At 59.7% G+C, this 23,573-nt stretch carries 24 protein-coding genes; 8 read left to right on the top strand and 16 right to left on the bottom strand.

The window, feature by feature from the left end; genetic code table 11:
* The first annotated feature begins 4 nt into the window (after nt 1-4).
* From AK829_RS05820 to ppk2, 3 genes are read left to right on the top strand one after another with little or no spacing between them, the layout of a single operon-like run.
* Nucleotides 5-1,795 carry an ABC-F family ATP-binding cassette domain-containing protein gene (locus tag AK829_RS05820; protein WP_052205012.1) on the top strand — a complete coding sequence of 597 codons (1,791 nt, stop codon included), beginning with the start codon at nt 5-7 and terminating at the stop codon, nt 1,793-1,795.
* 21 nt (nt 1,796-1,816) lie between these two features.
* On the top strand, nt 1,817-2,395 hold the full coding sequence (locus AK829_RS05815) for a hypothetical protein (RefSeq protein ID WP_070495559.1): 579 nt from the start codon (nt 1,817-1,819) through the stop codon (nt 2,393-2,395).
* Between the two features lie 22 nt (nt 2,396-2,417).
* Entirely contained in the window at nt 2,418-3,290 is an 873-nt protein-coding gene (ppk2, locus tag AK829_RS05810) for a polyphosphate kinase 2 (protein WP_052205010.1), read from the top strand.
* Here ppk2 and AK829_RS05805 read toward each other — a convergent pair.
* The 8 genes from AK829_RS05805 to AK829_RS05770 all read right to left on the bottom strand — a co-directional run bounded on the left by AK829_RS05805 (nt 3,287) and on the right by AK829_RS05770 (nt 10,854).
* On the bottom strand, nt 3,287-3,874 hold the full coding sequence (locus AK829_RS05805; protein ID WP_052205009.1) for a DNA-3-methyladenine glycosylase: 588 nt from the start codon (nt 3,872-3,874) through the stop codon (nt 3,287-3,289). The two genes, ppk2 and AK829_RS05805, sit on opposite strands and share 4 nt — an antisense overlap.
* A gap of 52 nt (nt 3,875-3,926) precedes the next feature.
* Nucleotides 3,927-4,718: an HtaA domain-containing protein gene (locus tag AK829_RS05800; protein WP_052205008.1), complete on the bottom strand. Its 792-nt coding sequence runs from the start codon at nt 4,716-4,718 to the stop codon at nt 3,927-3,929.
* A 102-nt stretch (nt 4,719-4,820) separates the two neighbouring features.
* Entirely contained in the window at nt 4,821-5,096 is a 276-nt protein-coding gene (locus tag AK829_RS05795; protein WP_052205007.1) for a hypothetical protein, read from the bottom strand.
* A complete protein-coding gene (locus AK829_RS05790; RefSeq protein ID WP_052205006.1) occupies nt 5,096-5,884 on the bottom strand; it encodes an HtaA domain-containing protein in 789 nt (262 codons plus the stop codon). Before AK829_RS05790 ends, AK829_RS05795 begins: the two co-directional genes overlap by 1 nt.
* Before the next feature lie 123 nt (nt 5,885-6,007).
* Nucleotides 6,008-6,781: a heme ABC transporter ATP-binding protein gene (locus AK829_RS05785; protein WP_052205005.1), complete on the bottom strand. Its 774-nt coding sequence runs from the start codon at nt 6,779-6,781 to the stop codon at nt 6,008-6,010.
* Nucleotides 6,778-7,821 (bottom strand): FecCD family ABC transporter permease, encoded by a 1,044-nt coding sequence (locus AK829_RS05780; protein WP_052205004.1) that lies wholly within the window; start codon nt 7,819-7,821, stop codon nt 6,778-6,780. The genes AK829_RS05785 and AK829_RS05780 overlap by 4 nt, the downstream gene beginning before the upstream one ends.
* Nucleotides 7,818-8,891: a heme/hemin ABC transporter substrate-binding protein gene (locus tag AK829_RS05775; protein WP_052205003.1), complete on the bottom strand. Its 1,074-nt coding sequence runs from the start codon at nt 8,889-8,891 to the stop codon at nt 7,818-7,820. The genes AK829_RS05780 and AK829_RS05775 overlap by 4 nt, the downstream gene beginning before the upstream one ends.
* 10 nt (nt 8,892-8,901) lie before the next feature.
* Nucleotides 8,902-10,854: an HtaA domain-containing protein gene (locus tag AK829_RS05770; RefSeq protein ID WP_083439765.1), complete on the bottom strand. Its 1,953-nt coding sequence runs from the start codon at nt 10,852-10,854 to the stop codon at nt 8,902-8,904.
* Between the two features lie 90 nt (nt 10,855-10,944).
* Between AK829_RS05770 and AK829_RS05765 the strand changes: the two genes are divergently transcribed.
* Nucleotides 10,945-11,394, top strand: coding sequence for a hypothetical protein (locus AK829_RS05765; protein WP_052205001.1), 450 nt, complete (start codon nt 10,945-10,947; stop codon nt 11,392-11,394).
* Here the strand turns inward: AK829_RS05765 and AK829_RS05760 are convergent.
* Complete coding sequence (locus tag AK829_RS05760) at nt 11,382-12,041, bottom strand: biliverdin-producing heme oxygenase (RefSeq protein ID WP_052205000.1); 660 nt, start codon at nt 12,039-12,041, stop codon at nt 11,382-11,384. The genes AK829_RS05765 and AK829_RS05760 overlap by 13 nt on opposite strands.
* A 124-nt stretch (nt 12,042-12,165) precedes the next feature.
* On the opposite strand from AK829_RS05760, the gene AK829_RS05755 reads away from it, so the two are divergent.
* Both AK829_RS05755 and AK829_RS05750 read left to right on the top strand, forming a co-directional pair.
* The gene (locus tag AK829_RS05755) at nt 12,166-13,170 is read left to right on the top strand and encodes a 3-hydroxyisobutyryl-CoA hydrolase (protein ID WP_052204999.1); all 1,005 of its coding nucleotides are present in this window, start codon (nt 12,166-12,168) and stop codon (nt 13,168-13,170) included.
* A gap of 77 nt (nt 13,171-13,247) precedes the next feature.
* Entirely contained in the window at nt 13,248-14,696 is a 1,449-nt protein-coding gene (locus AK829_RS05750) for a glyceraldehyde-3-phosphate dehydrogenase (protein WP_052204998.1), read from the top strand.
* Nucleotides 14,697-14,704: 8 nt separating this feature from the next.
* Here the strand turns inward: AK829_RS05750 and AK829_RS05745 are convergent, their stop codons facing one another.
* Together AK829_RS05745 and AK829_RS05740 are read right to left on the bottom strand one after the other, a co-directional pair.
* Nucleotides 14,705-15,829, bottom strand: coding sequence for a glycosyltransferase family 4 protein (locus tag AK829_RS05745; RefSeq protein ID WP_052204997.1), 1,125 nt, complete (start codon nt 15,827-15,829; stop codon nt 14,705-14,707).
* Nucleotides 15,829-17,025: an NAD-dependent epimerase/dehydratase family protein gene (locus tag AK829_RS05740; RefSeq protein ID WP_052204996.1), complete on the bottom strand. Its 1,197-nt coding sequence runs from the start codon at nt 17,023-17,025 to the stop codon at nt 15,829-15,831. The genes AK829_RS05745 and AK829_RS05740 overlap by 1 nt, the downstream gene beginning before the upstream one ends.
* Before the next feature lie 272 nt (nt 17,026-17,297).
* Between AK829_RS05740 and AK829_RS05735 the strand changes: the two genes are divergently transcribed.
* Nucleotides 17,298-18,800 carry an HNH endonuclease signature motif containing protein gene (locus tag AK829_RS05735; RefSeq protein WP_052204995.1) on the top strand — a complete coding sequence of 501 codons (1,503 nt, stop codon included), beginning with the start codon at nt 17,298-17,300 and terminating at the stop codon, nt 18,798-18,800.
* Here AK829_RS05735 and AK829_RS05730 read toward each other — a convergent pair.
* The 4 genes from AK829_RS05730 to AK829_RS05720 form a co-directional block, all read right to left on the bottom strand.
* A complete protein-coding gene (locus AK829_RS05730; RefSeq protein WP_157045297.1) occupies nt 18,783-19,100 on the bottom strand; it encodes a hypothetical protein in 318 nt (105 codons plus the stop codon). The genes AK829_RS05735 and AK829_RS05730 overlap by 18 nt on opposite strands.
* Before the next feature lie 150 nt (nt 19,101-19,250).
* Nucleotides 19,251-19,448, bottom strand: coding sequence for a hypothetical protein (locus tag AK829_RS12660; protein ID WP_198147797.1), 198 nt, complete (start codon nt 19,446-19,448; stop codon nt 19,251-19,253).
* Nucleotides 19,449-19,460: 12 nt separating this feature from the next.
* Entirely contained in the window at nt 19,461-20,480 is a 1,020-nt protein-coding gene (locus AK829_RS05725) for a peptidase T (RefSeq protein ID WP_198147796.1), read from the bottom strand.
* Nucleotides 20,481-20,497: 17 nt separating this feature from the next.
* On the bottom strand, nt 20,498-20,941 hold the full coding sequence (locus tag AK829_RS05720; protein WP_052204993.1) for a DUF2871 domain-containing protein: 444 nt from the start codon (nt 20,939-20,941) through the stop codon (nt 20,498-20,500).
* 125 nt (nt 20,942-21,066) lie between these two features.
* On the opposite strand from AK829_RS05720, the gene AK829_RS05715 reads away from it, so the two are divergent.
* Nucleotides 21,067-22,224, top strand: coding sequence for a YihY/virulence factor BrkB family protein (locus AK829_RS05715; RefSeq protein ID WP_083439764.1), 1,158 nt, complete (start codon nt 21,067-21,069; stop codon nt 22,222-22,224).
* On the opposite strand, the gene AK829_RS05710 is transcribed toward AK829_RS05715, so the two are convergent.
* The gene (locus AK829_RS05710) at nt 22,169-23,566 is read right to left on the bottom strand and encodes a peptide MFS transporter (protein WP_052204992.1); all 1,398 of its coding nucleotides are present in this window, start codon (nt 23,564-23,566) and stop codon (nt 22,169-22,171) included. The genes AK829_RS05715 and AK829_RS05710 overlap by 56 nt on opposite strands.
* Between the last annotated feature and the right edge of the window lie 7 nt (nt 23,567-23,573).

Below are 23,573 nucleotides of genomic sequence, written 5' to 3'. Positions count from 1 at the left end.
CGTGATGGCTAACCTGATCAATCTGGAAAACGTCTCCAAAACGTGGGGGCTGAAAACGCTGCTCGACGGTGTGTCGCTCGGCGTGCAAACCGGCGACCGCATCGGCATCGTCGGCGTCAATGGCGGTGGCAAGACCACCCTGCTTGAGGTGCTCACGGGCATTGAGCCTCCGGATGAGGGACGCGTGTCCCACAACTCCAGCCTGCGCATGGCTGTGGTCACGCAGCGCTTCGACTTAGACCCTGACCTGACTGTTGGCCAGGCAGTAGTGGAGCCGCTGGGTTTGCAGACGTTTGAGTGGGCCTCCAACGCCCGCGTGCGCGAGGTGCTGCAGGGCACCGGTGTTGCTGAGCTGGGTTTGGATACCGCAGTGGGCAACCTTTCCGGTGGTGAGCGCAGGCGCGTCAACCTTGCCGCCGCGTTGGTCCAGGACTTAGATCTGGTGGTGCTGGATGAGCCGACGAACCACCTCGACGTTGAGGGCGTGCAGTGGTTGGCCGATCACTTGCTGAACCGCAAGGTAGCGGTGGTGGTTGTGACCCACGACCGCTGGTTCCTCGACACCGTAGCCACCCTGACCTGGGAGGTTCATGACGGCACGGTGGACGTCTATGAAGGCGGCTACAACGACTGGACGTTTGCCCGCGCGGAGCGCGCACGCCAGGCGGATGCGATTGAGCAGCGCCGCCAAAACCTTGCACGCAAGGAGCTTGCTTGGCTACGACGTGGCGCGCCGGCGCGTACCTCCAAGCCGCGCTACCGCATCGAGGCCGCCGAGGCACTGATTGCAAACGTGCCGCCACCGCGCGACAAGGTGGAACTCATGGCGTTTTCCAAGCAGCGCCAGGGCCGTGTGGTCATTGAGCTGGAGGACGCACGCATTGACGCCCCCGACGGCCGCACGCTGGTAGACCACTTGACGTGGCGCCTCGCGCCGGGTGAGCGCATCGGCCTGGTTGGTGTGAATGGCTCCGGCAAGACCACGCTGCTGCGCACCCTGGCTGGGGAGTACCCGCTGGCCGCAGGCAAGCGTATTGAGGGCCAGACCACGCGGATTGGCTGGTTGCGCCAGGAGCTTGATGATCTGGATCCCACCCGCCGCGTTATCGACGCGGTGGAGGACGTTGCCACCTACATCGAACTGGGTAAAGGCCAGATGTCTGCCTCGCAGCTTGCAGAGCGCCTTGGGTTTTCCCCGAAGCGCCAGCGCACGCCCGTGGGGGACCTTTCCGGTGGTGAGCGCCGCCGTCTGCAACTCACGCGCGTACTCATGAGCGAGCCGAACGTGCTGCTTCTCGACGAGCCGACGAACGACCTTGACATCGATACCCTCCAAGAGCTCGAAGACTTGTTGGATAACTGGGCTGGCACGCTTGTGGTCATTTCCCACGACCGCTACCTCATCGAGCGCATCGCGGACAGCACGTATGCGCTCTTCGGCGACGGCAAACTCACCAACCTCCCCGGCGGCATCGCGCAATACCTTGAGCGTCGGGCCGCTGAGGAGAGCTCTGTTGGGGTGTTGGATTTGGGGGAGAAGCGTGGCGTCGAGAAGCAAAAGGCTCTTTCTTCTCAGGAGGAGCGTGAGCTTCGCAAGAAGATGAAGGCCCTAGAGCGCAAGATCGCTCAGGCGGAGGAATCCGTGGAGCGACTCGAGGCGGAGATTGCTGACCTGTCTGCGGCAGGGGAGTTTGATGCGATCGCGGGCAAGACGAAGGAGCTCGGTGCGGTCAAAGACGAGCGTGATGAGCTAGAAATGGAGTGGCTGGAGCTCGGCGAGCAGCTCGAAGGCTGAACTTGTGGCACAATGTGACGCATGAGGAAATTCGGACATAACTCACGTCTTGTTGCTCTGGCATGCGCGACCACCCTTGCAGCCGGCGCGCTAGTGCCCGCAACTGCATCCGCGCAGGTACAGATTCCAACCTCCAGCGAGCTGTCCTCGCGCGCAAACATCCAACTGCCGGATATTCAGGTACCGCAGCAGATTGTAGACGGCGCCGCGCGCGTTGGCATCCACGTGCCGGGGCGCATTGAGCTCACCCCGAAGCCAGCACTGAGCGCCGCGGAGCAGGAGCTGACCGCTTCTACCGAAAAGCAGCTGGTGAAGGAAGGCCACCGCAGAGATGCGGAAGCGCAGGCCATCGCAGCGCAGTGGGCAGCGCAGGCCGCTCGCGGTGAGGCAACGTTCGTGGGCAACGTTGGCCGCGGCACCACCGCAACCGATCGTGGCACCGGCCAGATTTACCGCCTGAGCCCGGCGCAGGCTGCGGACCGCATTGCGTTCTTGAACCGTGACATCAACGTCAATCCGGTGAAGGAGCCGAAGCGTTTCGGCGTTGCTACCGCGCGTAATGGCGAGACGATTTACCTGGCAGAATTCTTCCTTAACTAAACAATCGGTTACCTTTATAGGTATGAGTGACCAGTCGTCGAAGAAACCCCCGAAACTATCCAAGAAGGCCTACGAGAAGGAACTGCTTCGTCTGCAGGCTGAGCTTGTAGACATGCAGCAGTGGGTGGTTGAAACCGGCGCACGCCTGGTCATCATCATGGAAGGCCGTGACGCCGCAGGTAAAGGCTCTGCCATTAAGCGCATCACGCAGTACCTGAACCCACGCACCTGCCGCATCGAGGCGCTGCCGAAGCCCACGGAGCGTGAGCAGGGGCAGTGGTACTTCCAGCGCTACGTGGAGAAGCTCCCGGCTGCTGGTGAGATCGTGATCTTTGACCGTTCCTGGTACAACCGTGCCGGCGTTGAGCGCGTCATGGGCTTCTGCACCTCGCAGGAGTACCGCCGTTTCTTGCACCAGGCGCCGATTTTTGAGCGTCTGCTGGTGGAAGACGGCATCATGCTGCGCAAGTACTGGTTCTCGGTGTCCGATGAGGAGCAGTACAAGCGCTTCGTGTCCCGCCGCGAGGATCCGCTGCGCCAGTGGAAGCTTTCCCCGATGGACCTGGAGTCCATTACCAAGTGGGAGGAGTACTCCCGTGCCAAGGATGAGATGTTCGTGCACACCGACATCCCGTCCGCGCCGTGGTACACGGTGGAAAGCGAGGACAAGAAGCGCTCCCGCATCAACGTGATCTCGCACCTGCTATCCACGGTGCCGTACGAGCGGATTAAGCCGGACCTTCCCGAGATCCCGGAGCGCCCGGAGATCACGGACTACAGCCGCCCGCCGCGTGAAGAGTTCCGCTATGTGCCGGATGCCGCCGCCAAGCTGGAGGAGCACCGCGTGGAAGGTGCAGACGGCAAGAAGAAAAAGAAGAAGAAGCACAAGCACTAGTGCTTTTTCGAGGGGGTTTTGGGGTATCCCCGCGGCGTTGACACCGTCTTGTTGCCGGGTATCCAAAACCTCAGCGCAGCGTCGGTGTTTTTGGAAATCCCAATGCGTGGGCCCGCTACCCACTCTGGTTCCTCATTGCGCATCTGCAGTGGCACTGGCGTGCCATTATCTGGCAGCGCAAGGCCCAGGGCTTGGCCGAGGTTGCCCGGCCCGCGCGCAAGGTTTTCCCAGGGGATGTGTGCTCGGTCTGGGCGTTGCCTGCGCTGTCTCGCCAGTGCCTCGCCTGCGACTACCTCGCCGCCGCGCATCAAACATCCTTGGCCGTCGCCTTCGGGCGCGCATACGATGTTGCCGTTGTGGTGCAAGCCGTAGGAAAAATACACGTAGAGGTGTCCCGGTGGCCCAAACATTGTCGCATTGCGCTTGGTAAGACCGTTGTAGGTGTGCGCGGCGGGATCTTCGGCGCCGAGGTATGCCTCGACTTCCGTGAGCCGAATGCTGACTCCGTGCATGGTGATCACGCACCCAAGTAGCTTCGGTGCAACGATGTCTGCTGGCTGGGAAAAGTCAATGGAAGCATTCATTGCTACCAATATGGCCGCTTTGTCGCGCTGTGGCTACCTGGGTGAGGCGGGGTTAGAGAAATTTCGCCAGCATGTCCTGTACTGCCGCGCGTACTGTCGGTTGAGTGGCAAACGCCGCGCCACCGAGCACAGCGAGAACGCCAATCACAATGCCGGCAATTGCGCCTGGTGACAGGTGGCCCTGAGATGACTTGGGGGTCGCCTGTTCTTTGAACAGGACGTTGAGATCAACTCCCGATTCCTTCAATACCGTGCCCTTGGGGTAGTGGGCCAAAGATTTGGCCAAGCCCGTATCGGATGTGGTTTCACGGTCAAGCTCCTTGACGGCTGCGGGAGCCTTGATTTCGTTTTCCAGAGTGAAGGTGACCAAGGGTTCATCGTCGCCCTCCTCGGAAACCGGGTTGTAAGTGTGGTTAGCTACGCCGCTGAGCTTGTAGTCACCGAAAAGTGTCGCATTCTTGCCGTCGACTTTGAGCTTCAAATCCCAGTACTTGACGTCTACTGCCCAGCCCTCGACGCCGCCGACGTTCTTATATCCCTGCACATGTGCAGAGCCATCAAGGTCGAACGTCCATGTGCCATCGGTGTGAGTCGCGGCAGTGATCGGGAACGTGAACTCCAAGTTTTCGCTGTCCCACGATGCGCCTTCTTCTGCAGTGGCCTGGCCCTTGCCGCGAATCACAGCTTGTTTGAGGAATGGCTTGGAGATAGGCCACGCGAAGCTTCCTGACTCAATCGTGGAAGCAGTGGAAGCAGTGGAAGCCTTAGCCGGAGAAGCTGCACATACGAGGCCTGTGCCAACCGCAAGTGCTGTGCAAAGAGCAACGAAACGGGGAGAAAACATGTCGAACTCCTTCTGGTGGTGTAGATATGAAAATCCCGCCTCGGTAGACGGATAAGGGACCGCATTTTCTGTGTCATTCGAGGCGGGAAGCTTGTAAGGGGCTTAGCGTTTGAGCAGGTTGGCTGGCGGCTGTGTGAGCTGGAGGATATTTGCCACGCCTTTTGTCAATGCTGCAAGGGTGAGTACTAAGCCGATCGTAGAAATCACAAACGCGACCATGTGGGTTGCAGTCGCTGCCGGTGATCCTTTCTCCGTTGATGACATGGTGACCATGGAACTCGTCTCAGAGGCAGGTTTTTTCTCAGCCGTGGCCGAGGCCGGAACGCCAAGCGCAAGTACAACGGAGGCAGCGGCGCTAGCTGCTAGCAGGCGTCGCATTAACGCGGAAGGAACTGTCCGAGCATAGCCTGGACCTGGGGCAGGGTAGTGGCAAACGCCAAGCCGCCGAGAACTGCCAGGACAGCTACCACGATGCCGCCGATAGCGGCCGGGGAGGCGGAGCTATCCGGCTTCGGGTCAGCGGGGGTTTCAGCCTTCTTGAAATCAAGGGAGATGCCGACCTTGCTGTCCTCGAGCGGCTTGCCGGCCGTGTAGCTCGTGCCAAAGATGTCTACTCCGGACTCGGTCATTGCGGTTGGGGTGAAGGTGATCTCCTTCTTGCCGCCAGCAGCGGGCACGAGCGACTCCTTGACATCGAACTCAATGATCGGCTTGTCGTCGCCGGTGGAGGTAGAGGGCTCGCTGCCTGGCATGGCGCCCTTGCGTACGTAGTCGGCCTGGAGGTGGCCCTTGTTGCCGTTGATCACGATCTTGAAGTCGGACATCTGAATGTCCATGGCGCCCTTATGACCCACGATCTGGAAAGCACCATCCAAGTCGATGGTGCCCTCGCCCTTCTCATTGAGGGCCGAGTCCGAGACGTTGACTGGGAACTTGAAGTCAACGACCTTGCCGTCTGCCTCTACCTTCTCTGCTCCGTCAGTGACGGTGATGGTGCCTGCAGTGAACGGTGACTGGACGTAGCGCAGGAAGGATTCCTTGATGTTCCAGGTTGCGTTGCCGGTCAGCAGCTCCGGGGTCTCGGCGGCGGAAGCGGCCGGGGCGAAAAGTGCGGTGGATGCGACAGTGGCGGCGGTGACAAGTGCCAGGGTGGAGGTACGGGACATCCCAATTCCTTTCAAAGGTTCAGAACGAGAATAACCAATAAGGTTGCGCTTACCTTAGCGAGGTTAGGCTAACCTTGGCAACCTGTGGGGGTGGTTGGGGTATTGTTGCGTCTAGCTGTGCGTCTAGCTGGCAGGCGCGCCCTGTGGTGCTTCGGCAGGGCTGACAAACACGCGCCCGTCCATACGCGAGACTGAGATTGGCCAGTCGTAGACAGCGCTGAGCACGTCGTCTGCGTAGACCTCCTCTACAGACCCCGTAGCGGCTACTTCGCCTGACTTCAGGCACACCACCCGGTCGCAGTAGCGCGCTGCAAGCTGCAAGTCGTGCAGCACCACAATGACGGCGACGCCTTGGGCTGCAAGCCCTCGGACAATGCCCATGGTCTGCTCCTGGAAGCGAACATCCATGGCGGCAGTCGGCTCATCAAGAAACACCACCGGGGTTTGCTGTGCGAGTACTCGGGCGAAGGCGGCGCGTGCTCGCTCACCACCGGAAAGCGTCAGCACCTCACGGTCCTGGAGGTGAGTCATGCCAGTGGTTGCAAGCGCGGCATCCACAATCGCTGCGTCCTCGGGGTTAGTACCCCAGGGGTGGCGTCCCATCTCAACGATGTCTCTTACGAGGAATGAAAACGCCACCCCAACGTCTTGCAGCATCACTGCTCGGGTACGGGCCAACTCTTGGGCTGAGCTTGTGGCGACGTTGTTGCCAGCCACCTCCACACGCCCCGAGGCTACGGCGATATCTCCAGAGAGCGCTGCCAGTAACGTGGACTTGCCTGCGCCGTTCGGGCCGATAAGGCCTGTGACTTCGCCTGACCGTGCTTCCATGGTGACGTCGTGAAGAATCATGCGGCCCTGTTTCATCACGGTCACGCCGCGTGCGTGGACACTCATAGATCATGGTTCTTTCGCAACATCTGCCGAAGCAGGAAGAAGAAGGTGGGCCCGCCAATAAGCGCGGTGAAGATGCCAATCGGCAGATCCGCGAAGGGAATGGCTGTGCGGGCGAAGATGTCTCCTGCGCCAATGAGGAGTGCCCCGCCGAGAGCGGAAGCCGGTAGCAGCACAGTATTTGAAGGGCCGACAGCGGTGCGCACGATGTGCGGAACCACAAGACCGACAAATCCGATCAATCCTGCAAAGGACACCGCAGCAGCGGTGAGTAGGGTGGACAGTACGATCGCCGCCATCCGTAGCCGCGAGACGTTGATGCCAACGTGGCTAGCAGCTTGGTCGCCAAGCGCAAGGATATCTAGCTTGCGTCCCAACAGCATTGACAGTGTGAGGGAGACCACAACCACGAACGCAACCGTGCCGGTTTGTGCCCAGCTCGCCCCGGCCAGGGAGCCCATCTGCCAGAAGATGATCTGCTCGCGGGCGGTAGTCGGTGCCATGAACGTCAGCAGCGCAATCGTGGCTCCACAGATCGCATTTGCCGCAATACCGACCAGGATTAGATTCAACACGCGAACGCTCCCTCCAGAGCGAGAGAGCCGGTAGACAACCGCGGTAGCCAAGGTTCCGGAGAGAAACGCGAACAGTGGCACTGTCATCGTGCCGAACGTACTGGCGCCGAACACGATTGCTGCCGCCGCACCGACGCCTGCGCCGGTACTCACACCAATCACGCTCGGCTCGGCAAGAGGGTTGGCAAAGACAGCCTGCATGAGTGCCCCGCCCACGCCTAAAGCAGCGCCGACAAATAGGCCAAGCACTAAGCGAGGCAGACGAATCTGCCACACTACAGATGCATCCAGGGTGGTGGCAGACATCGGACCCGCTGTGATGATCGGCCACAGCTCACTTGGCGCTAGCTCAAACTGGCCGACCATGATGGAAGCGACGGTGGTGACTGCCAAAAGTGCTGCAGTGACAATGAAGAGGATGACGCGTCCGCGGCGCCGTGCCTTAAAGGTCGAGAGTTTGGAACTCACTCACCCTCCCCGTACAGGGCATGGGCAGCGCGCAGCAGCATTTCACCGGTTTGGGGGCCAAAGGCAAGCGAGTCGCCGTCTGGAAGCGAAAGTACTCGCTTGTTTTTGCCTGCGGTTGTTTGCGCGACCCCTGGGCGTTGGAGGAGGCCTTCGATATCGCCGGTGGATTCGAGTCCGCCGTTCATCATGACAAACACTTCCGGGTTAACTTCTGCAAGCGCCTCCGGGCTGGCGGGGGAGGCGGCACCAATACCGTGCTCCGTGTTTACGTCCACGCCGCCAAGTGCCTCAATCAGGTCTTGGGTGCCGTCTGTGCCGCCAAGCAGGTAAAATACTCCGCCGGTGCCGCGTGCGTACAAGAAGGACATGCGAAGCGGCACGTCGGGCTTCACGGCCGCGATGGCGGACAGCGCCTCGTCCACTTCGCGTTGGCTACGCTCCGCCAAAAGGCGGCCAGCCTCGGGTTCACCAACCACCGTTGCGACGTTGATGATGTCCTGGCCCATCGACGCCATCGAGCGGGTCGGCTCCATGACCACTGTGGTTACTCCTGCCGCACGAATCTGGTCGATGGCCTCGCTCGGGCCCACGGAATGATCCACGATGACCAGGGTTGGTCGCAGGTTCAGAATTGCTTCAACATTGAGGGAGTGCCCATTTTCGGTCACCACGGGCAGATGGCTTAACGACGCTTCCGCCGAACTCACCGTCCGCCCCACAATATTGTCCCCGAGCCCAACTCCACGAAGCGTCTTCGTGTACGTGCCGTAAATATCAAGTGCCAGGATGCGGGAGGTGTCTGTGACGGTGACGTCGTAGCCGTCTGCGTCCGTTAGCTCCACGGGTAGTGCGTTTTGGCGGGGAGCGTCTACCGGTTCCACTTCGGAGATCTCGGTGACCATAGCAACGCCTTGGGTTTGGTGTGGGTCGCCAGCAGCCTCAAGAGAGTCCACGAGCTGCCGCGTTTCCATCTGCATTGGGTTGTCCCACGCAGCACAGCCGCTCAGAGGCATTGCGACAGCCAGCGCAGCAGCCAGGATGGGTCCTGCAAGTTTTTTGGTGAAGTTCATGATGGTGCTCCTATGCGGTGATGGCGAACCTGGTGAGTGCTCCGCCCGCCCCGATCATGGAGGCGGCGAGCAGGAGGAACTTGGCCAGCGCGGCATCGTCCCAGCCGCTACCAGCGTCGGCACCGGAAACGTTTTTGATTTGGAATTGCCCGCCTTGCGGCTGCTCGGCTGAAACAACGGTTTCGGCACCTTGGACATCATCAAGCACACTGGTCCCGGAGGCAGTGTTGGCTGTAGTGCTGGCTGTTGTGTTCGCTGCACTACCACCTGTGCCACCGCTACTGCGGAGCTTTTCAGCACTGTTGGATGAGCCGCCCTTGCCTGTGGCGGCGGCGGAATTGCTGCCACCCTGGCCATCAGCACAGTTGGCGGAGCCGCCAAGTTGCGCTGTGAAGCTGATCGGATCTAGCGGATCCCCCGGCGGGTAGAACTGCCCGAAGGCTTCCGCACCAACATCAGTCAGCGTTGTTGTTGCGGTACCGGACGCTGCTGTTTCGGAAATGTTCAGATCAGTGAAGCTAAGGTTGGCAATGGCAACGCGCCCGTAGTCATTCCGCGTGCCCTCGGTGCTGTTTGAAGCCGCGTTGAGAACAAGTTGCCCGGTATTGCCGCTGAACTGGATCTCTAGGTTGGAAAAACGCGTGTCAAGTACGCCATTGTGGCCGGTGAAGCGAATGCTGCCGGGCAGCAGGACGGTGCCTGTGCGTGTCGACGGATCCACCGCCCCCGCATTTCCGTTGAATGTGAAAGACGTGCCGTTATCTCCAACACCCGTAAGTTCCCAAGCGCCTTTCGCAATGTTGCCCCGGATGTAGGTGCGGAACGACTGCCGCACACCCCAGGTTGCCTCGGCGCTGGTGACTCCCCTCGACGCGGGCGCGCTACACGCATCACCAGCCGCAGACCCTGCTTGCTGTGCTTGTTTAGTTTGCCCTGCTTGTCCTGCCTGGCCTGCTTGCTGTGCTTGTCCTGCTTGTCCTGCTTGTCCTGCTTGCCCTGCTTGCCCTGCTTGCTGTGCTTGTTTAGTTTGCCCTGCTTGTCCTGCCTGGCCTGCTTGCTGTGCTTGTGGCGCTTGCTGTGCCTGCAACGCTTGTGCTGCCGGGTTGACGCGGTTGTACAGATTCTCGCCGTTCTTGAGAACATTATCGGTGTTGACTAGAAGGCCGTTGACCTCAATGAGTGTGTCGTTGATGTCACCGAGCAGGCTCGCGGGGCCAGAGGTTGCTTTTGAGCGGGTAGCGCCTGTTCCGCCCTCAGGGGATTTCCCGGTTTGCCCGCCCGAGGGGGCGCCCAGGGAGTATTGGGGGGTGGGGGCGGGGCCGCTGGCGTCATGAAGTGAAAGCCCAATGCTGATTGGGTCGAGTTGCTCACCGGCCTCGTAGAAACCGCCGAAGATTTCGGCGCCGCTCGCGGTCAGAGATACCGATCCGGCGATGGTGGTTTGCGCTGCGGCGAAGTCTGGGGCTTGGTTCAGTGCGATGGTGGCCAGTACTTCTTGACGGCCCTCCCGGAAACCGCCAGTTTTATCCATCCCTTCGTACTTGCGGGAGGCGTAATCTACGCGCAGTTCCGCCTGCGTGCCGTTGACAACAATGATGGGGTTGCGCAGCGTCATGTCTAGGGCGCCGTTGTGTCCGTAGAAGTGCACTTCGCCAGAGAAGTTGATCTGCCCGGAAGTCGATGAACTGATCGCTGCGGATTCGAGTGGGAAACTGAATCCGGAACCGCTGCGCGTCGCGCCACCACCAGTGGAAATCGAACCTTTAGCTACGCCTGTTTCAACGTATTTCCGAAACGATTCGCGTATGCCCCAATCCATCGTGCCTGCAGTGGCGGCTCGGTGTGTCGAGGCGGCCTGGGCGTGGGCGGGTGGGGCAGTGAGGAAGGCGGGGCCGCAGGCGAGTGCGGAAAAAGTGAAGAAGCTAGCGGCAACTACGGCGGTGCAGGTGTGTCGGAAGTTCATAGGGCCTCGGCAGGTTTCACTCAAGGAATATGGTGGATAGGCTAACCTTAGCGAACTAAGGCTAACTTTACTAAACAAAGAGGTGTCTCTATGACAGCAACGTCCGAGCCTGTGACCGACTTCATTCCGCTTGTGCCAGATGATTCCCCGCTGGAGGACAACCACTACTCCCAGCCGCGCTTTGCAAGCTGGGAAAAGGCGCTACTTGCGCTCATAACTGGCGTCATTGCATTTGGCGGGGCAACCGGCAATGTGTGGGTGACGTTTCCGGCCGCTGTACTTATGGTGGCTGTCCTGTATGGGCTTGCAGCGCTGCCGGACAGAAACTACGTCGGGGAAGAAGCGAATAGGCGCGCCGGGCTGGTGCTAGGTGTTGTGTGGGCTGCCATAACGCTGCTAGCGGCCCTGGCATTGTTCTTGGTGCCAGCAAGCTACACGCTCACCGGTGGGATTGTGACGGCACTTGTGTCTGCGGGTTGTCTTTGGGGGGCGATCGCGTATGTGGATCGCCCGAGCAGCCTCGCCAGTTACGCCAGCTGACGCGCTGTGGCGAGGTTCTGGAACACCGCCTGATTCAGGTCAAAGGCGCGCTTTGCAGCGTTGATAAGGCGCGCACGTTCTTCTTCTCCAAGCTGCATAGCGTCAAGGGCTGCCTTGTACTGTGCGCGGTACGGCGGGATCTTGCCAATAGCGGAGAAGTCATAGAAGTTCAGTGCGTCTTCTTGTAGCTCGTATGCTTCGCGGAACACGCGCGCAAGCACCTGGCCGCCAGCAATATCGCCGAGGTAGCGAACGTAGTGATGTGCGACTACCTCGGGGCCGTCGTCAGGGCCGAGCGCCTCTAGCTCAGCGACGTAGCGAGCAGTCGCTGGGAGCGGTTCGATCTCGCGCCAGGACGTGCCGAGCATGGAGGTGAGGTCCTGTGTGATTGCCTCGACTCGCTCAAGGCGCTGGTCCGCAATGAGGGTTACAGCAGGGTGGGCGGAGGCCCGGCGTACAGCGGCTTCAAGTGCTGAATAGATGTGGAAGTACTGCACGGTCAGTTCAGCTACCGCGTTACTGTCCAGCTTGCCGCCACTGAGGCTGGCCATGAAGTGGGAGTTCTCTGCGTTGGTGTGGGCCTGTGCGGTCTGGTCCTTTAGCGCGATAGAAAGCTGCTCGCCGGTGGTGGGCAACGTTGTTGTCAATCTTCTACTCCTTGGAAGGATGGGTAATTTCCCTTAACGATAAAGGCAAGCCTTACCTAAGTTCAATTAGACGAAAGGTTGATTTCTTCCCCACAATGGCTTGTGATGTGCAACACTATTAGGCATGAATGCAACGCACGCTTCAGAGCTGAATGATGAGTCCAAGGTTCTTGTTGAAGTCCGCGGTACAACTGGCGTACTCACCCTGAACCGTCCGAAAGCGTTGAACTCGCTGGACTATGACATGATCAAAATCTTCGATTCCACGCTGCGCAGCTGGGCTACCGATGATGCCATTGAGCAAGTTGTAGTCCTGTCTAACTCGAAACACTTCTGCTCCGGCGGCGATGTGAAGGCCGCTCGCGAGCAGATTCTGCAGGGCAATCAGGAACTCATCGATGAGTTCTTCGCCGTCGAGTACAAAATGAACCAATTCATTGCGGAGTACCCGAAGCCGTACACAGCGCTGGTCAGCGGCGTCAACATGGGCGGAGGCATGGGTATTTCCGCCCACGGCTCGCAGTTCGTAGTCGCCGAAGGTGCGTTCGCGTCCATGCCCGAGATGAACATCGGCTTCATCACGGACGTTGGCATGAGCTGGACGCTGCAAAACCTCCCCGGCCGCCCGTCCAAAAACCTGGGCAAGTTCCTCGGCCTGACCGGCTACCGCCTCACCCCCGATGACATGTGTGAGCTTGGCCTTGCTACCCACAAGGTCGCCTCGCTCGATGGGGTTCTCACACCTGAGGGCAGTCTGCTTATCGACGCCACGCCGACCAACCCCAGCGCCCTTTCCCAATGGTTCGACGACATCGAGCGCACGTTTGACGGCTCCTGGGCCGAGATTGATGCGCGACTGGACAACGCAGACCCCGAGTTTGCTGCCTTGGTGCGCGAGCTGACCAAGCAGGCTTCGCCTTCAGCGTTGGTGGCCACCGCCGAACTGTTCGAGGCAAACGCGAAACTCAACCTGGAAGATGCGCTGGAAAACGAGCGTGTCTTGGCGGAATTGATGCGCCGTGAACCTGACTTTGCGGAAGGGGTGCGTGCGGTGCTCGTTGATAAGGATCAAAGCCCAAGCTTCGCCCCGCAGCCTGACCCGGATAAGTACCGCAAGGTGCTGCGCTAGCTGTGTAAAAACCGGTAGAATAGAACCGGTTTTTGCCAACACTCATTCACTTCTAACACTCACCGCAAGGAGCGTCCGTGACCGAGACCGTCAACCACCGTGATGATTGGAACCATAAGATCGAGCTGGCGCAGCAGATGCTGCCGCTGATCAGCCGTCTGCACCGCGAACATAACGCGGTGACTTCCATCTATGGCCGTCTGCTGGTGGGGGTGACGGACATTGACGTGATCAAGGCCCACCGCTACGCCCGCCGTATTGAAGAGACGGAGCTGCCGCTGGATGAGACCCTGCCGATCCTCCAGGAGCTGGTGGAGATGGACCTGGGCACCGCATCCATCGACTTGGGCCGTCTTGCACGCCTGTACCGCGAGTCCAATGGCCAGGACATGCGCGCATTCCTGGAGGAGCAGCTGGCTGACGTTGTCGGCACCTCTTCTGAGCTTGAGGCGCGTGACGTTGTGCTCTACGGCTTCGGTCGCATCGGCCGCCTGCTGGCTCGTATCCTAATTGCTCGTGAGGCAACCTATGGTGGCGTGCGCCTGCGCGCTGTGGTGGTGCGCAGCAAGGGCGAGGCAGACATTGTGAAGCGTGCTTCGCTGCTGCGCCGTGACTCTGTCCACGGCCCGTTCAACGGCACGATCACCGTGGACCGTGAGAACGACATCATTTGGGCTAACGGCACCCCGATCCAGATGATCTACGCCAACAACCCGGCTGAGATTGACTACACGCAGTACGGCATCAACAACGCCATCGTCGTTGACAACACTGGTGTGTGGCGCGACCGTGACGGCCTGTCCAAGCATCTGGAGTCCAAGGGCGTGGACCGCGTGCTGCTGACCGCTCCGGGCAAGGGCGACATCCCGAACATCGTCTATGGCATCAACCAGGACATGATCGGGGAGGAGCGCGTGCTCTCCGCAGCATCCTGCACCACCAACGGCATCACCCCGGTGCTGAAGGTGATCAATGACCGCTACGGCGTCAACCACGGCCACGTGGAAACAGTCCACGCATACACCAATGACCAGAACCTGGCCGACAACTTCCACAAGGGCGATCGCCGTGGACGTGCCGCTGGCCTGAACATGGTGCTCACCGAAACCGGTGCCGCGAAGGCCGTGTCCAAGGCACTGCCGGAGTTTGAGGGCAAGCTGACCGGTAACGCAATCCGCGTTCCTACGCCGGACGTCTCCATGGCTGTGATCAACCTGGAGCTGGAGACCGAGGTGGAAAAGGACGAGGTGAACAACTTCCTGCGCCGCGTCTCCACCGACTCGGAGCTGCGTCAGCAGATCGACTACATCCACTCCCCGGAGGTTGTCTCCACGGACCTGCTGGGTACCACCCATGCTGGTGTGGTTGATGGTCTTGCCACGATCGCTTCCGGCAAGCACCTCGTGCTCTACGTTTGGTACGACAACGAGTACGGCTACTCCCACCAGGTCATCCGCGTGGTGGAGGACATTGCCGGCGTGCGCCCGAAGATCTACCCGCCGCGCGTGGCTCCGTCTGAGCTTTAAATAAGGCTCTAAGTCAGCGCTTTTCGGTAGATCTCTACCACGGCCTCAGTGGAACTACGCCAGTTCCACTTGAGGGCCTCCTCGCGGGCGGCGGCGGACATGGTGGAGTGCAGGTGGGCGTCGCTAAGCAAAAGCTCTAGCTTGTCCGCCCATTCGGAATCGGGGAGTGCGGGGTCCACTAGGAACCCTGTCTCCCCGTCGGCCACTACAAATGGCAGGCCGCCCGCGTTCGCCGCAACCACCGGCACGCCAGAGGCGAAGGCCTCAAGGGCGGCGAAGCCTAAAGTTTCGGTGGTGGAGGGGAACAACAGCACGTCGCCGGACGCGTAAGCCGCGTTCAGGTCAGCGCCGGAGAGGTAGCCGGTCAGCGTGATCCAATCGCGTTTGAAGGTGCGCTGGACCTCTTTGTACTGCGGGCCCTCACCAACCACCGCTAGGCGTGCGTTTGGAATGCGTTCGCGCAGCTTCTCCATGATTGGCAGGCAGCGCTCGACGGACTTTTCAGCGGATACGCGGCCGACGAAGATGACAAGGGGGGCGTCGGGGTTGCCGTCGCTAAGCATGTCGCGCATCTCACGAGTAGCTTTTTCCGGCGCGAAGCTTGCCGTATCCACTGCTTTTGGCCACAGCTCGACGTTGTCAATGCCGTAGTGCGCGGCCTTATCCATCATTGGACCCGACGTGACCAGGTTGTAGGCGGCCTTGCCATGGAAAGTGCGAAGCCCCCACTCAGCGATCGGTTTTACCCAAGGAATGCCCAGCTTGAGGCAGTATTCCGGCACATCGGTGTGGAACGATGCCACCATCGGCACACCTTGCGCCTGCACGATGTAGCTCGCCCACCCAGCCGTCCAAATCGGGTTGACCAGGTGCACCACATCGGGTTTAAACTGCGCTAGGCGCCGAGGCACCTGCGGGGTGAGCACGCCGAACTTTACTTCCGGGTACACCGGCAGGCTTAGCGACGGCACACGCACCACCTCAAAGCCCGCATACTCCTTCGGCGCGTCACCGGTGGCGAAGATCAACACCTCATGGCCGAGCTCGGCGAGCTGCTCAAGGTGGCGGGTCACGCGGGTGACCACACCGTCAATTTTGGGCAGGAAAACCTCGGTGATAACCGCGATGCGCACTAGCGCTCGCCCTCAGGCACACCCTCGTGCTGGGCCTTCGTCCACAGGGAACGAGCCGGGATCTTGGTGCGGTCCACGCGGTCGGCGTACTTGCGTGCGACGTCCTCAACCTCCGTAAGCAGGCCCTCTGCCAGAAAGGTCGGTTCAAGGCCGAGGCCGATGAACGTGTCGTTCGCAACAAACAGCTCGTTTTCCGCAGCCTCGTTGCGCGGGTTCGGCACCATCTGCACCTCAGCGCCCGAGATTTTGCCAATCAGCTGCGCCAGGTCGCGCACGCGGTGGGTCTCCGTCATCTGGTTGAAGATCTTCACGCGCTCGCCCTTAGCTGGCGGGTTCTCCACTGCGAGCTGGATGCACTTCGCCATGTCACGAATGTGGATGAATGCGCGAGTCTGGCCGCCGGTGCCGTGGACGGTCAGCGGGTAGCCAACCGCGGCCTGCATGAGGAAGCGATTGAGGACGGTGCCGTAGTCACCGTCGTAATCAAAGCGGTTGATCAGACGCTCATCGCGCTCCGTCTGCGGCGTATGCGTGCCCCAGATGATGCCCTGGTGCAGGTCCGTGATCCGCAGCTGGTCATTCTTGGCGTAGTACGCAAACAGATTCTGATCCAGCACCTTGGTCATGTGATAGACAGAGCCAGGGTTGGTGGGGTAGAGGATCTCCTGCTTGACGACGCCATTCTCACCCGCATCCACCTGCACATCCAAGTAGCCTTCCGGGATCTTCATTCCAGCGGTGCCATAGCCGTACACGCCCATGGTGCCCAGGTGGACGATGTGGACATCCAGGCCGGATTCAACCACGGCCACCAGCAGGTTGTGGGTGGCGTTGACGTTATTGTCCACCGTGTAGCGCTTGGTGCGGTTGTTCTTCATGGAATACGGCGCAGCACGCTGCTCCGCGAAGTGGATGACCACATCCGGCTTGTAGTCCTGAATGAACGTGAGCAGGCCCTCGAAATCCTGTGCAACGTCAATGTTTTGGAAGCCGATCTCCTTGCCGGAGACCTCCTTCCAAGCAGCCAGGCGGTCTTCGATGCTTGCAATCGGCGTAAGCGATTCTGCACCCAACTCCTTGTCAATGGCGCGGCGGGACAGATTGTCCACAATCACCACGTCATGGCCAATGTCCGAAAGGTGCAGCGATGCCGGCCAGCCGCAAAAACCATCTCCGCCGAGTACTGCAATCTTCACCTGTTCACTCCAGTCATTTTGTCCGAGAACACTTCCCGCTTACGTTACCCGCGCAAGTTGTGGTCCGCCTGATGAGACGGGGAATGTTCTGTTTTTGCTGGTCAGGGGCGTGTGTGATCGGTGAGTATACTGAATGCAACCGCTAGTGTGCCTACCGAATGCATAAACGAAAATCAATGCAATAAATCCTGGTTTAGGACTTGTGCGTCGAACGATTTGGCGGTATAATTAGGGGAACAAAATAAAGAGCAAAGCAGCAATGGGGGTACACCGTGGGCGAACCATACTTCCGCACACAGCGGCCAGAGGATCCACTAAGCACGTTTAGTCAAGGTATTCGCGATATTTACTGGAATGCCTTCGGGCACTTCGCCACACCCGGGGCAAGTGTTGATATTGATGACTTCGACGTGACTGTGGTGGCCATGAGGGAAGCAACCGGCTGGACTAAAAGCTCGGTTGAGCAAGCGATCTTCTCCCATGCACGCCTGCAACACTTACCGAAGCTACGAGCACTCCAGGCTGAGACCCGGGTGATGGATCTGCAGCATTTACGTGCTATCGATACCGTGCTTGCTGAACTTGGCCCAGAGATCACTGATGAGGCGTATGCCGAATTCGACGCAATGCTTACCGAAACGTTTACTCCGAAACGGCCTGGGCAACACACTCCACAAACCACCACGATTACCCGTCGTATCCGGGAGATGATCAAACGCATCGACCCAACCTGTGCCTACCAACCAAAAAGGCGTCAGCAACGCACAGCGCAGACACATGCTGGTGATGACGTGTTGACGTTTGAGGAATCTGCATACACAGGGACTGTGAAAACATTGGTCACACTGGCGACGAACCCGTTGATTGCGCGTGTGGTGCGAGACCACGTGCTAGCGACTGCACGGGAACATAAAACCTCCATGGCCGATGCGATGGTGAAACTACTTTCCGGTGAGATCACCCCAACGAAAACCACGCTGCACGTGTTTGTGCCGAAGGGCCGTAAGGCTGGTGGGCCAGCCTATGTGCCAGGTGTCGGCGCCTTAACCCCAGAAGCCACCGCAGCATTAGACGACCTGCTGGCGTCAGCGAAAATCACCGAAGTGGATATGGAGGCAGAACTTCAAGCACATACGGATAGCTACACCCCAACCGAAGCAATGCGACGCGTCGTCTGCGCACGCCACACGCATTGTGTATTCCCGGGATGCAGTGTGCCGTCACTGAGGTGCCAGTTGGATCACCGGATCCCGTTTGGCCAGGGTGGGAAAACCACGCCGAGTAACTTGTATCCGTTGTGTCAAAAGCACCATAACTTGAAGACCGATAAGCGTGGTTTCTATGTACCGGACCCGGATACGGGTGAAATCTTGTGGCTGTTTTCCAACGGTACGTATGAAACCTGCACGCCGGATAGCTTGATCGCGCACAACACCCAGGCACAGGCCCCGCGGTGGAAGAGCAATCTTGAGCAAGTGCGTCAGCGTCGCAGTAAAGTGGCGCAGTTTTACGCCAAAGGCCACAAAATCCTGGATGATTTTGATAACCACCACGACCTTGACCTGGCCAATGCTCAGATCGCAGCGTTGGAGGAAGAATACGGCCTTCAATTCCCGGTCAAGGCGGTGCTACCTGAGCCGGTGAGGGAACCGAAAATATCAGACTTTTTCGGGCCGACACCGCCTGTCCGAGAACCAGACGAAGGTTGGGACGAAGAATACGCACCGGAAGACGAATGGCCGGAAGAAATACAGCAGTTAATCTTCAACCACTAGACCAAGGTGGATGCTTTCCAGCTCGTACTGGCCCGGACCAGGTGGAAGTGCGGCCAGCTCAGCTGCGGTTTGGTCGGTCACCGGAATAATCCACCCGGTTTTTGGATCAAGTGTTGGATCCGAAGCGGAATCGGTGGGGGTGAAGGTGACGGGGCGGGACGTGGGGGCGTCGGCAAGCAACTGCACCGGGCCCCGAAACTTCCGCAACGCGTCGAGACCCGGCGGGGTAGTGGTAATAATGACCAGTTTTTCATCAGTGTCCGGCGAAAGGTTGGCGGTGTGGACAGAAAGGTGTGCCACCCGAACCGTTGGAACCCGGTTGAAAAATCGGTCAAAGAAACCCATGTGCAGCGAGTCTAGTGGTACTAACGAACACGACGCACAAGCGCTCGGTAGAGGAAATTGAGACATAGTGCGCAAAGCACGTGGTTGTGTGGCCAAACGGCGGGGTTATTCGCCGCACATCAAGGCGAGGGTGAGTTCGTAGCAGCGCTCGAGGGAGGGCACCGGCAAAAACTCGTAGATCGAGTGGAAGTTGTGCGCGCCGGTGAAGTAATTCGGGGTGTAAATACCCTGGTTGGATAGCCACGACCCGTCGGTGCCGCCGCGCATGTCAATCTCCTTGATCTCGATGCCGAGGCGGCGCATCGTCGCGTGCAGTCACTCGGAGCCGACGGAGTTCTCTGGAGTCTTCGCGTCGGAAACGTTCGCGTACACATCTTCGATGTCGCAGGTGATGTCGGCGCGCGGGTGGGCGTCGGCAAGATTGCCGGCAAGCGAGCGCAAACGTTGCTTCTTCTCGTCGTAGCCTGCGCGGTCGTGGTCGCGGATGCTCAACTGTATTGTGCAAGTGGACTGGTTGCCGTCGATGTGGTTGAGCCAGATGAAGCCTTCGCGGCCTTCGGTGTGCTCGGGGGTTTCCTGCGGATTGAGCTGGTTGGCAAACTCCATTGCTAACGTGATCGGGTTGACCAGATTGCCCTTCGCGTTCATTGGGTGGGCGCTGACACCTGCGATGGTGATGGTGGCGGTGGCGGCGTTGAACGTGGTCTCAACGACCTCACCAAGCTCGCCGCCGTCGACGGTGTAGGCGTAATCGACGGGGAAGCGGTCAAAGTCAATGGTGCGCACACCACGCAGGCCGATCTCTTCGTCTGGGACGAACGCGATGTAGATGTCTCCCTGTGGTGCCTGGCCGCCAAGTTCGGTGACTGCTTCCATGATGGCGGTCACGCCGGCTTTGTCATCCGCACCAAGCACGCTCGTGCCGTCCGTGTGGGCGATCGGCTCGCCCTTGTACGCTGCAAGTTCCGGGTGTTCGGCGGTGCGCAGCCACAGATCACGTTCGGCGTTGAGACAAATGTCGCTGCCGTCGAAGTGAGTGAGCTGCGGGTTCACCGTTGGGGAGAGGTTGACATCCACCGTGTCCAGGTGGGAGCAGAAGCCGATCGCAGGGCCTTTGCCGGTGCCGGGAATCTTGGCCGTGACCACACACGTGTCCGACAGTTCGACGTTGGTGGCCCCGGCGTTGGTGAGCTCACTGACAAGCAAACGCGCAAATGTCCACTGGCTTTCGGTGGACGGGACCGTGGTTGCTGATGCGTCAGATTGGCTTTCCGTGCGGACGTAGCGGAAGAAGCGGTCGGTGAGACGTTGCTGGATCGGCGTGAGAGTGCTCATGCCGCGAGGGTAGCGCGTTAGTTTGCTGGTGCTGCCTCAGGGGAGCGAACGGGGTTATCGATTGCTCGGCCAAGCAGCACGATGAAGATGATCAGCGCGATGGTGAGCATGATGTGGCCCAAACCTGCGATGCCAGAAACTGCCGCACCCGACTCCTTACCCAGCACTGTCAGGGAGCCGTGGAAGATCAGCATGCCGACGGTGGTGAGCAGGCCAGCGTTGTATAGCCAGAAGAAAGCGTTGAAAAGCTTCTTGTCACGTGAAAAGGTGAAGACCTTTTCCAAGGCGAGGAAAATGAGGAACATCATGAAGCCCAGTGCAAGAAGATGCGTGTGCGTGACGCCGAGCTGGGTGAACTGGCCTTCCGGGAAGTCGTTGGCGCGGGTGAACTCGCGGTAGAACACGCCGGAGATGAGGCCGAATGCGAGGTAGAAGACTGCGGCTCTGTAGAGGGACTTCATCAAAAACTCCTTTTAGCAACAAGGTGTTGTGAACTTTATCTACGGTTCTACCAGAAAACGTGCAACCTGAAAACCGATGCGGCGGCCACCTCGGACGCAGTGAGTGAGTGTATAAGGTGACCAGTATGTCTGAATCGCACCGCGTGGATATGGTCGTGTCGTACGGCACTGGCGACCTGGTTGTCACCTCGTATGACTACGAGACACCGCTGCGGCGCGATAACCGACTCACGCGCGCCGGGTGGAAATCGCTCTTCCGTCGCGTGGTCACAGACTTTTCCAACGACGCAATGGTGGACCGTGCCGCTACCTTGACCTATTACACCCTGCTGTCGGTGGCGCCGATGTTGCTCGCCGCCTACTCCATGTTCAGCCTGCTTATGCCTAGTAGCGATGAGATGGCCGATTCCATCATCGCGGACCTCATCGCCCAGTACGTGCCGGTGCAACTGCAAGAAGAAGCATTCCGGTTAATCTCCGTTATTGTTGGCACGCCGGCGGAAAGCACCATCGCGCTTGCGGTGTCCGTGATTATCTCGCTGCTGTCTGCCTCGGCGTATGTGCGTTCGTTTTCGCGCAACGCGAACCTGATTTACGGCCGCACTGAGGGCCGCCCGATTGTGGTGACGTGGCTAACTATGTGGCTGGTCACGCTGGTCATGGTGGTCGGCGCGGTGCTGATCATTCTTGGTGCGCTGCTGACCGATTCCATTGTGAACGCGGTGCTTGGCCCGATTGCCAGACCACTGCAGCTGCAGGAGGAACTGGACTACCTGACCTCCATTTTCTTACCGGTGTGGGCATATCTGCGCGGACCGGTCATTGCGGTGGTATCCATCGCGCTGGTGTCCGTGCTGTACTACTTTGCGCCAAACGTAAAACCGGGACGTTTCCGCGTGCTCACTCTGGGATCAGCAACCGCGCTGCTGGTGATCGCGGGGTTGTGGATGTCGTTTGGCCTGTACCTGAAGTACGTTGGCATCCGCACTACCTACGGGGCATTCGGAACGGTGCTTGCTGTGCTGGCGCTGATCTGGCTGATGAACATTGTGCTGTTAGAAGGCGTGAAAATTGACGCTGAAGTGCTGCGTTCCAAGGAACTGCAAGCGGGTATGGACGCAAGTCGCAACATCCAGGCGCCGCCGCGCTCCAACCGGGGAGCTGCCTGGCGGTTGAAAACCAGGCGCTGGACCGACCGTGCCGCCGCCGAAATCCTTCAGGAGAGCACTACGCAGCAGCTTGACGACGCCGCAATGCACCCACCACAACCGCCAACCCAATAACCACCGGCACCATGCCGACTGCGATGAGGTAGGCACGTTCAGCAGCGGGGTCGGTGGGGTCGTAGAACGATGACGCGGTACCCGCAAGCGAGGTGCCAATAGCCATGGTGAGGAAGTAGAGCGCTGAAAACCTGGTGCGAAACGCCTCAGGCGCGTATGCGCCGGTAGAGGACATGCCGATGGGGCCGATGAACAACTCTCCGAGCGACATGCACAAAACGCATGCCGCTAGCGCTGCAATTGGCGCCGTTGCGCCGACAAACGGCAACAGAATGAACATGCCAGCGCCAGCGAGTGCCAAACCGCCACCCATCACCGTGTGCTTGCGCGGCGAAAAGCGGCTCAACAGTGCCGCGATGGGCAGGGAGAAGAGCAAAATGTAGAGCGGGTTCAGGGACTGCATCCAGGATGCCGGCACGGTGAAACTGCCAATGGTTCGGTCTAGGCGCTGGTCCGAATACACCGCAAAGACGCCAGCGGTTTGTGCGAACAGACCCCAGTACGCGGTCGAGCACACAAAGAGCGGAATGAACTGGCGCACGCGCGCTCGCTCCGCCGCGGTGGTGTTCGGGGAGGTCAGCGCTTGGATGAACAATGTGGCTGCAGCCGCGACGGTACATACCAACAGGATGAGAACAAGCCGTGCCGGGGGCAGAAAAACAATGGCAAGCACGACTAGGGCGGTTGTGGACACAACGGCCGAGGCGACGGTGCGTGCTGGGGCAGTGTGGGTGGGGCGGCCGATCGCATCGCGTCCCAGTGCGTCGATAACGCGAGGGCGCAGCGCGGCATAGAAGATCGCGCCGATGATCATCAAGATTGCAGCGGCACCGAAGCCGACGTGGAAGCTGTAGCGTTCGGACAACCAGCCGGTAAGTAGCGGGCCGAAAAGTGCGCCGAGGTTAATACCGAGGTAGAAGATCTGAAACGCAGCGTCACGGCGACCCGAGGACGCCGGATACGCCATACCGAGCAGCGTGATCGCTGCGGTTTTTAGGAAACCAGAACCAAGCGCCACCAAGATGAGTCCTACGCCAACGCCCGTAAAACCAGGGATCAGCGCGAGCGCAACGTGGCCAGCGACCAGCAATCCGCAGCCGGTGAGCAAGGTGCGTTCTGGGCCTAGGACCCGGTCGCCGATCCAGCCGCCCGCAAATGTGCAGAGGTACAAACTTGCACCGTAGGCGCCGATAAGTGCCGTGGCATCGGCCTCTGCCATGCCTAGGTTTCGGTAGAGGTAGTAGACCAAAATTGCCTGCATGCCGTAGAAGCTGAAGCGCTCCCAGGCTTCCACGCCGGCAAGGGCGGCCACCACGCTTGAACGGTGTTCAATTTTTTGCATGAACAGC

This window comes from Corynebacterium riegelii, assembly GCF_001263755.1.
In the GTDB taxonomy this organism is placed as follows: Bacteria; Actinomycetota; Actinomycetes; order Mycobacteriales; family Mycobacteriaceae; genus Corynebacterium; species Corynebacterium riegelii.
Note: the sequence above shows the minus strand (reverse complement) of the source record. Positions and strands in the feature narration are given on the sequence as shown.

Coding starts and splice junctions, on each gene's coding strand:
- AK829_RS05765 (WP_052205001.1), top strand. CDS start 10,945: ATGACAGCAACGTCCGAGCCTGTGACCGACTTCATTCCGCTTGTGCCA.
- AK829_RS05715 (WP_083439764.1), top strand. CDS start 21,067: ATGTCTGAATCGCACCGCGTGGATATGGTCGTGTCGTACGGCACTGGC.
- AK829_RS05725 (WP_198147796.1), bottom strand. CDS start 20,480: ATGAGCACTCTCACGCCGATCCAGCAACGTCTCACCGACCGCTTCTTC.
- AK829_RS05800 (WP_052205008.1), bottom strand. CDS start 4,718: ATGTTTTCTCCCCGTTTCGTTGCTCTTTGCACAGCACTTGCGGTTGGC.
- AK829_RS05755 (WP_052204999.1), top strand. CDS start 12,166: ATGAATGCAACGCACGCTTCAGAGCTGAATGATGAGTCCAAGGTTCTT.
- AK829_RS05795 (WP_052205007.1), bottom strand. CDS start 5,096: ATGCGACGCCTGCTAGCAGCTAGCGCCGCTGCCTCCGTTGTACTTGCG.
- ppk2 (WP_052205010.1), top strand. CDS start 2,418: ATGAGTGACCAGTCGTCGAAGAAACCCCCGAAACTATCCAAGAAGGCC.
- AK829_RS05815 (WP_070495559.1), top strand. CDS start 1,817: ATGAGGAAATTCGGACATAACTCACGTCTTGTTGCTCTGGCATGCGCG.
- AK829_RS05710 (WP_052204992.1), bottom strand. CDS start 23,566: ATGCAAAAAATTGAACACCGTTCAAGCGTGGTGGCCGCCCTTGCCGGC.
- AK829_RS05720 (WP_052204993.1), bottom strand. CDS start 20,941: ATGAAGTCCCTCTACAGAGCCGCAGTCTTCTACCTCGCATTCGGCCTC.
- AK829_RS05775 (WP_052205003.1), bottom strand. CDS start 8,891: ATGAACTTCACCAAAAAACTTGCAGGACCCATCCTGGCTGCTGCGCTG.
- AK829_RS05790 (WP_052205006.1), bottom strand. CDS start 5,884: ATGTCCCGTACCTCCACCCTGGCACTTGTCACCGCCGCCACTGTCGCA.
- AK829_RS05770 (WP_083439765.1), bottom strand. CDS start 10,854: ATGAACTTCCGACACACCTGCACCGCCGTAGTTGCCGCTAGCTTCTTC.
- AK829_RS05820 (WP_052205012.1), top strand. CDS start 5: ATGGCTAACCTGATCAATCTGGAAAACGTCTCCAAAACGTGGGGGCTG.
- AK829_RS05805 (WP_052205009.1), bottom strand. CDS start 3,874: ATGAATGCTTCCATTGACTTTTCCCAGCCAGCAGACATCGTTGCACCG.
- AK829_RS12660 (WP_198147797.1), bottom strand. CDS start 19,448: ATGCGCCGCCTCGGCATCGAGATCAAGGAGATTGACATGCGCGGCGGC.
- AK829_RS05785 (WP_052205005.1), bottom strand. CDS start 6,781: ATGAGTGTCCACGCACGCGGCGTGACCGTGATGAAACAGGGCCGCATG.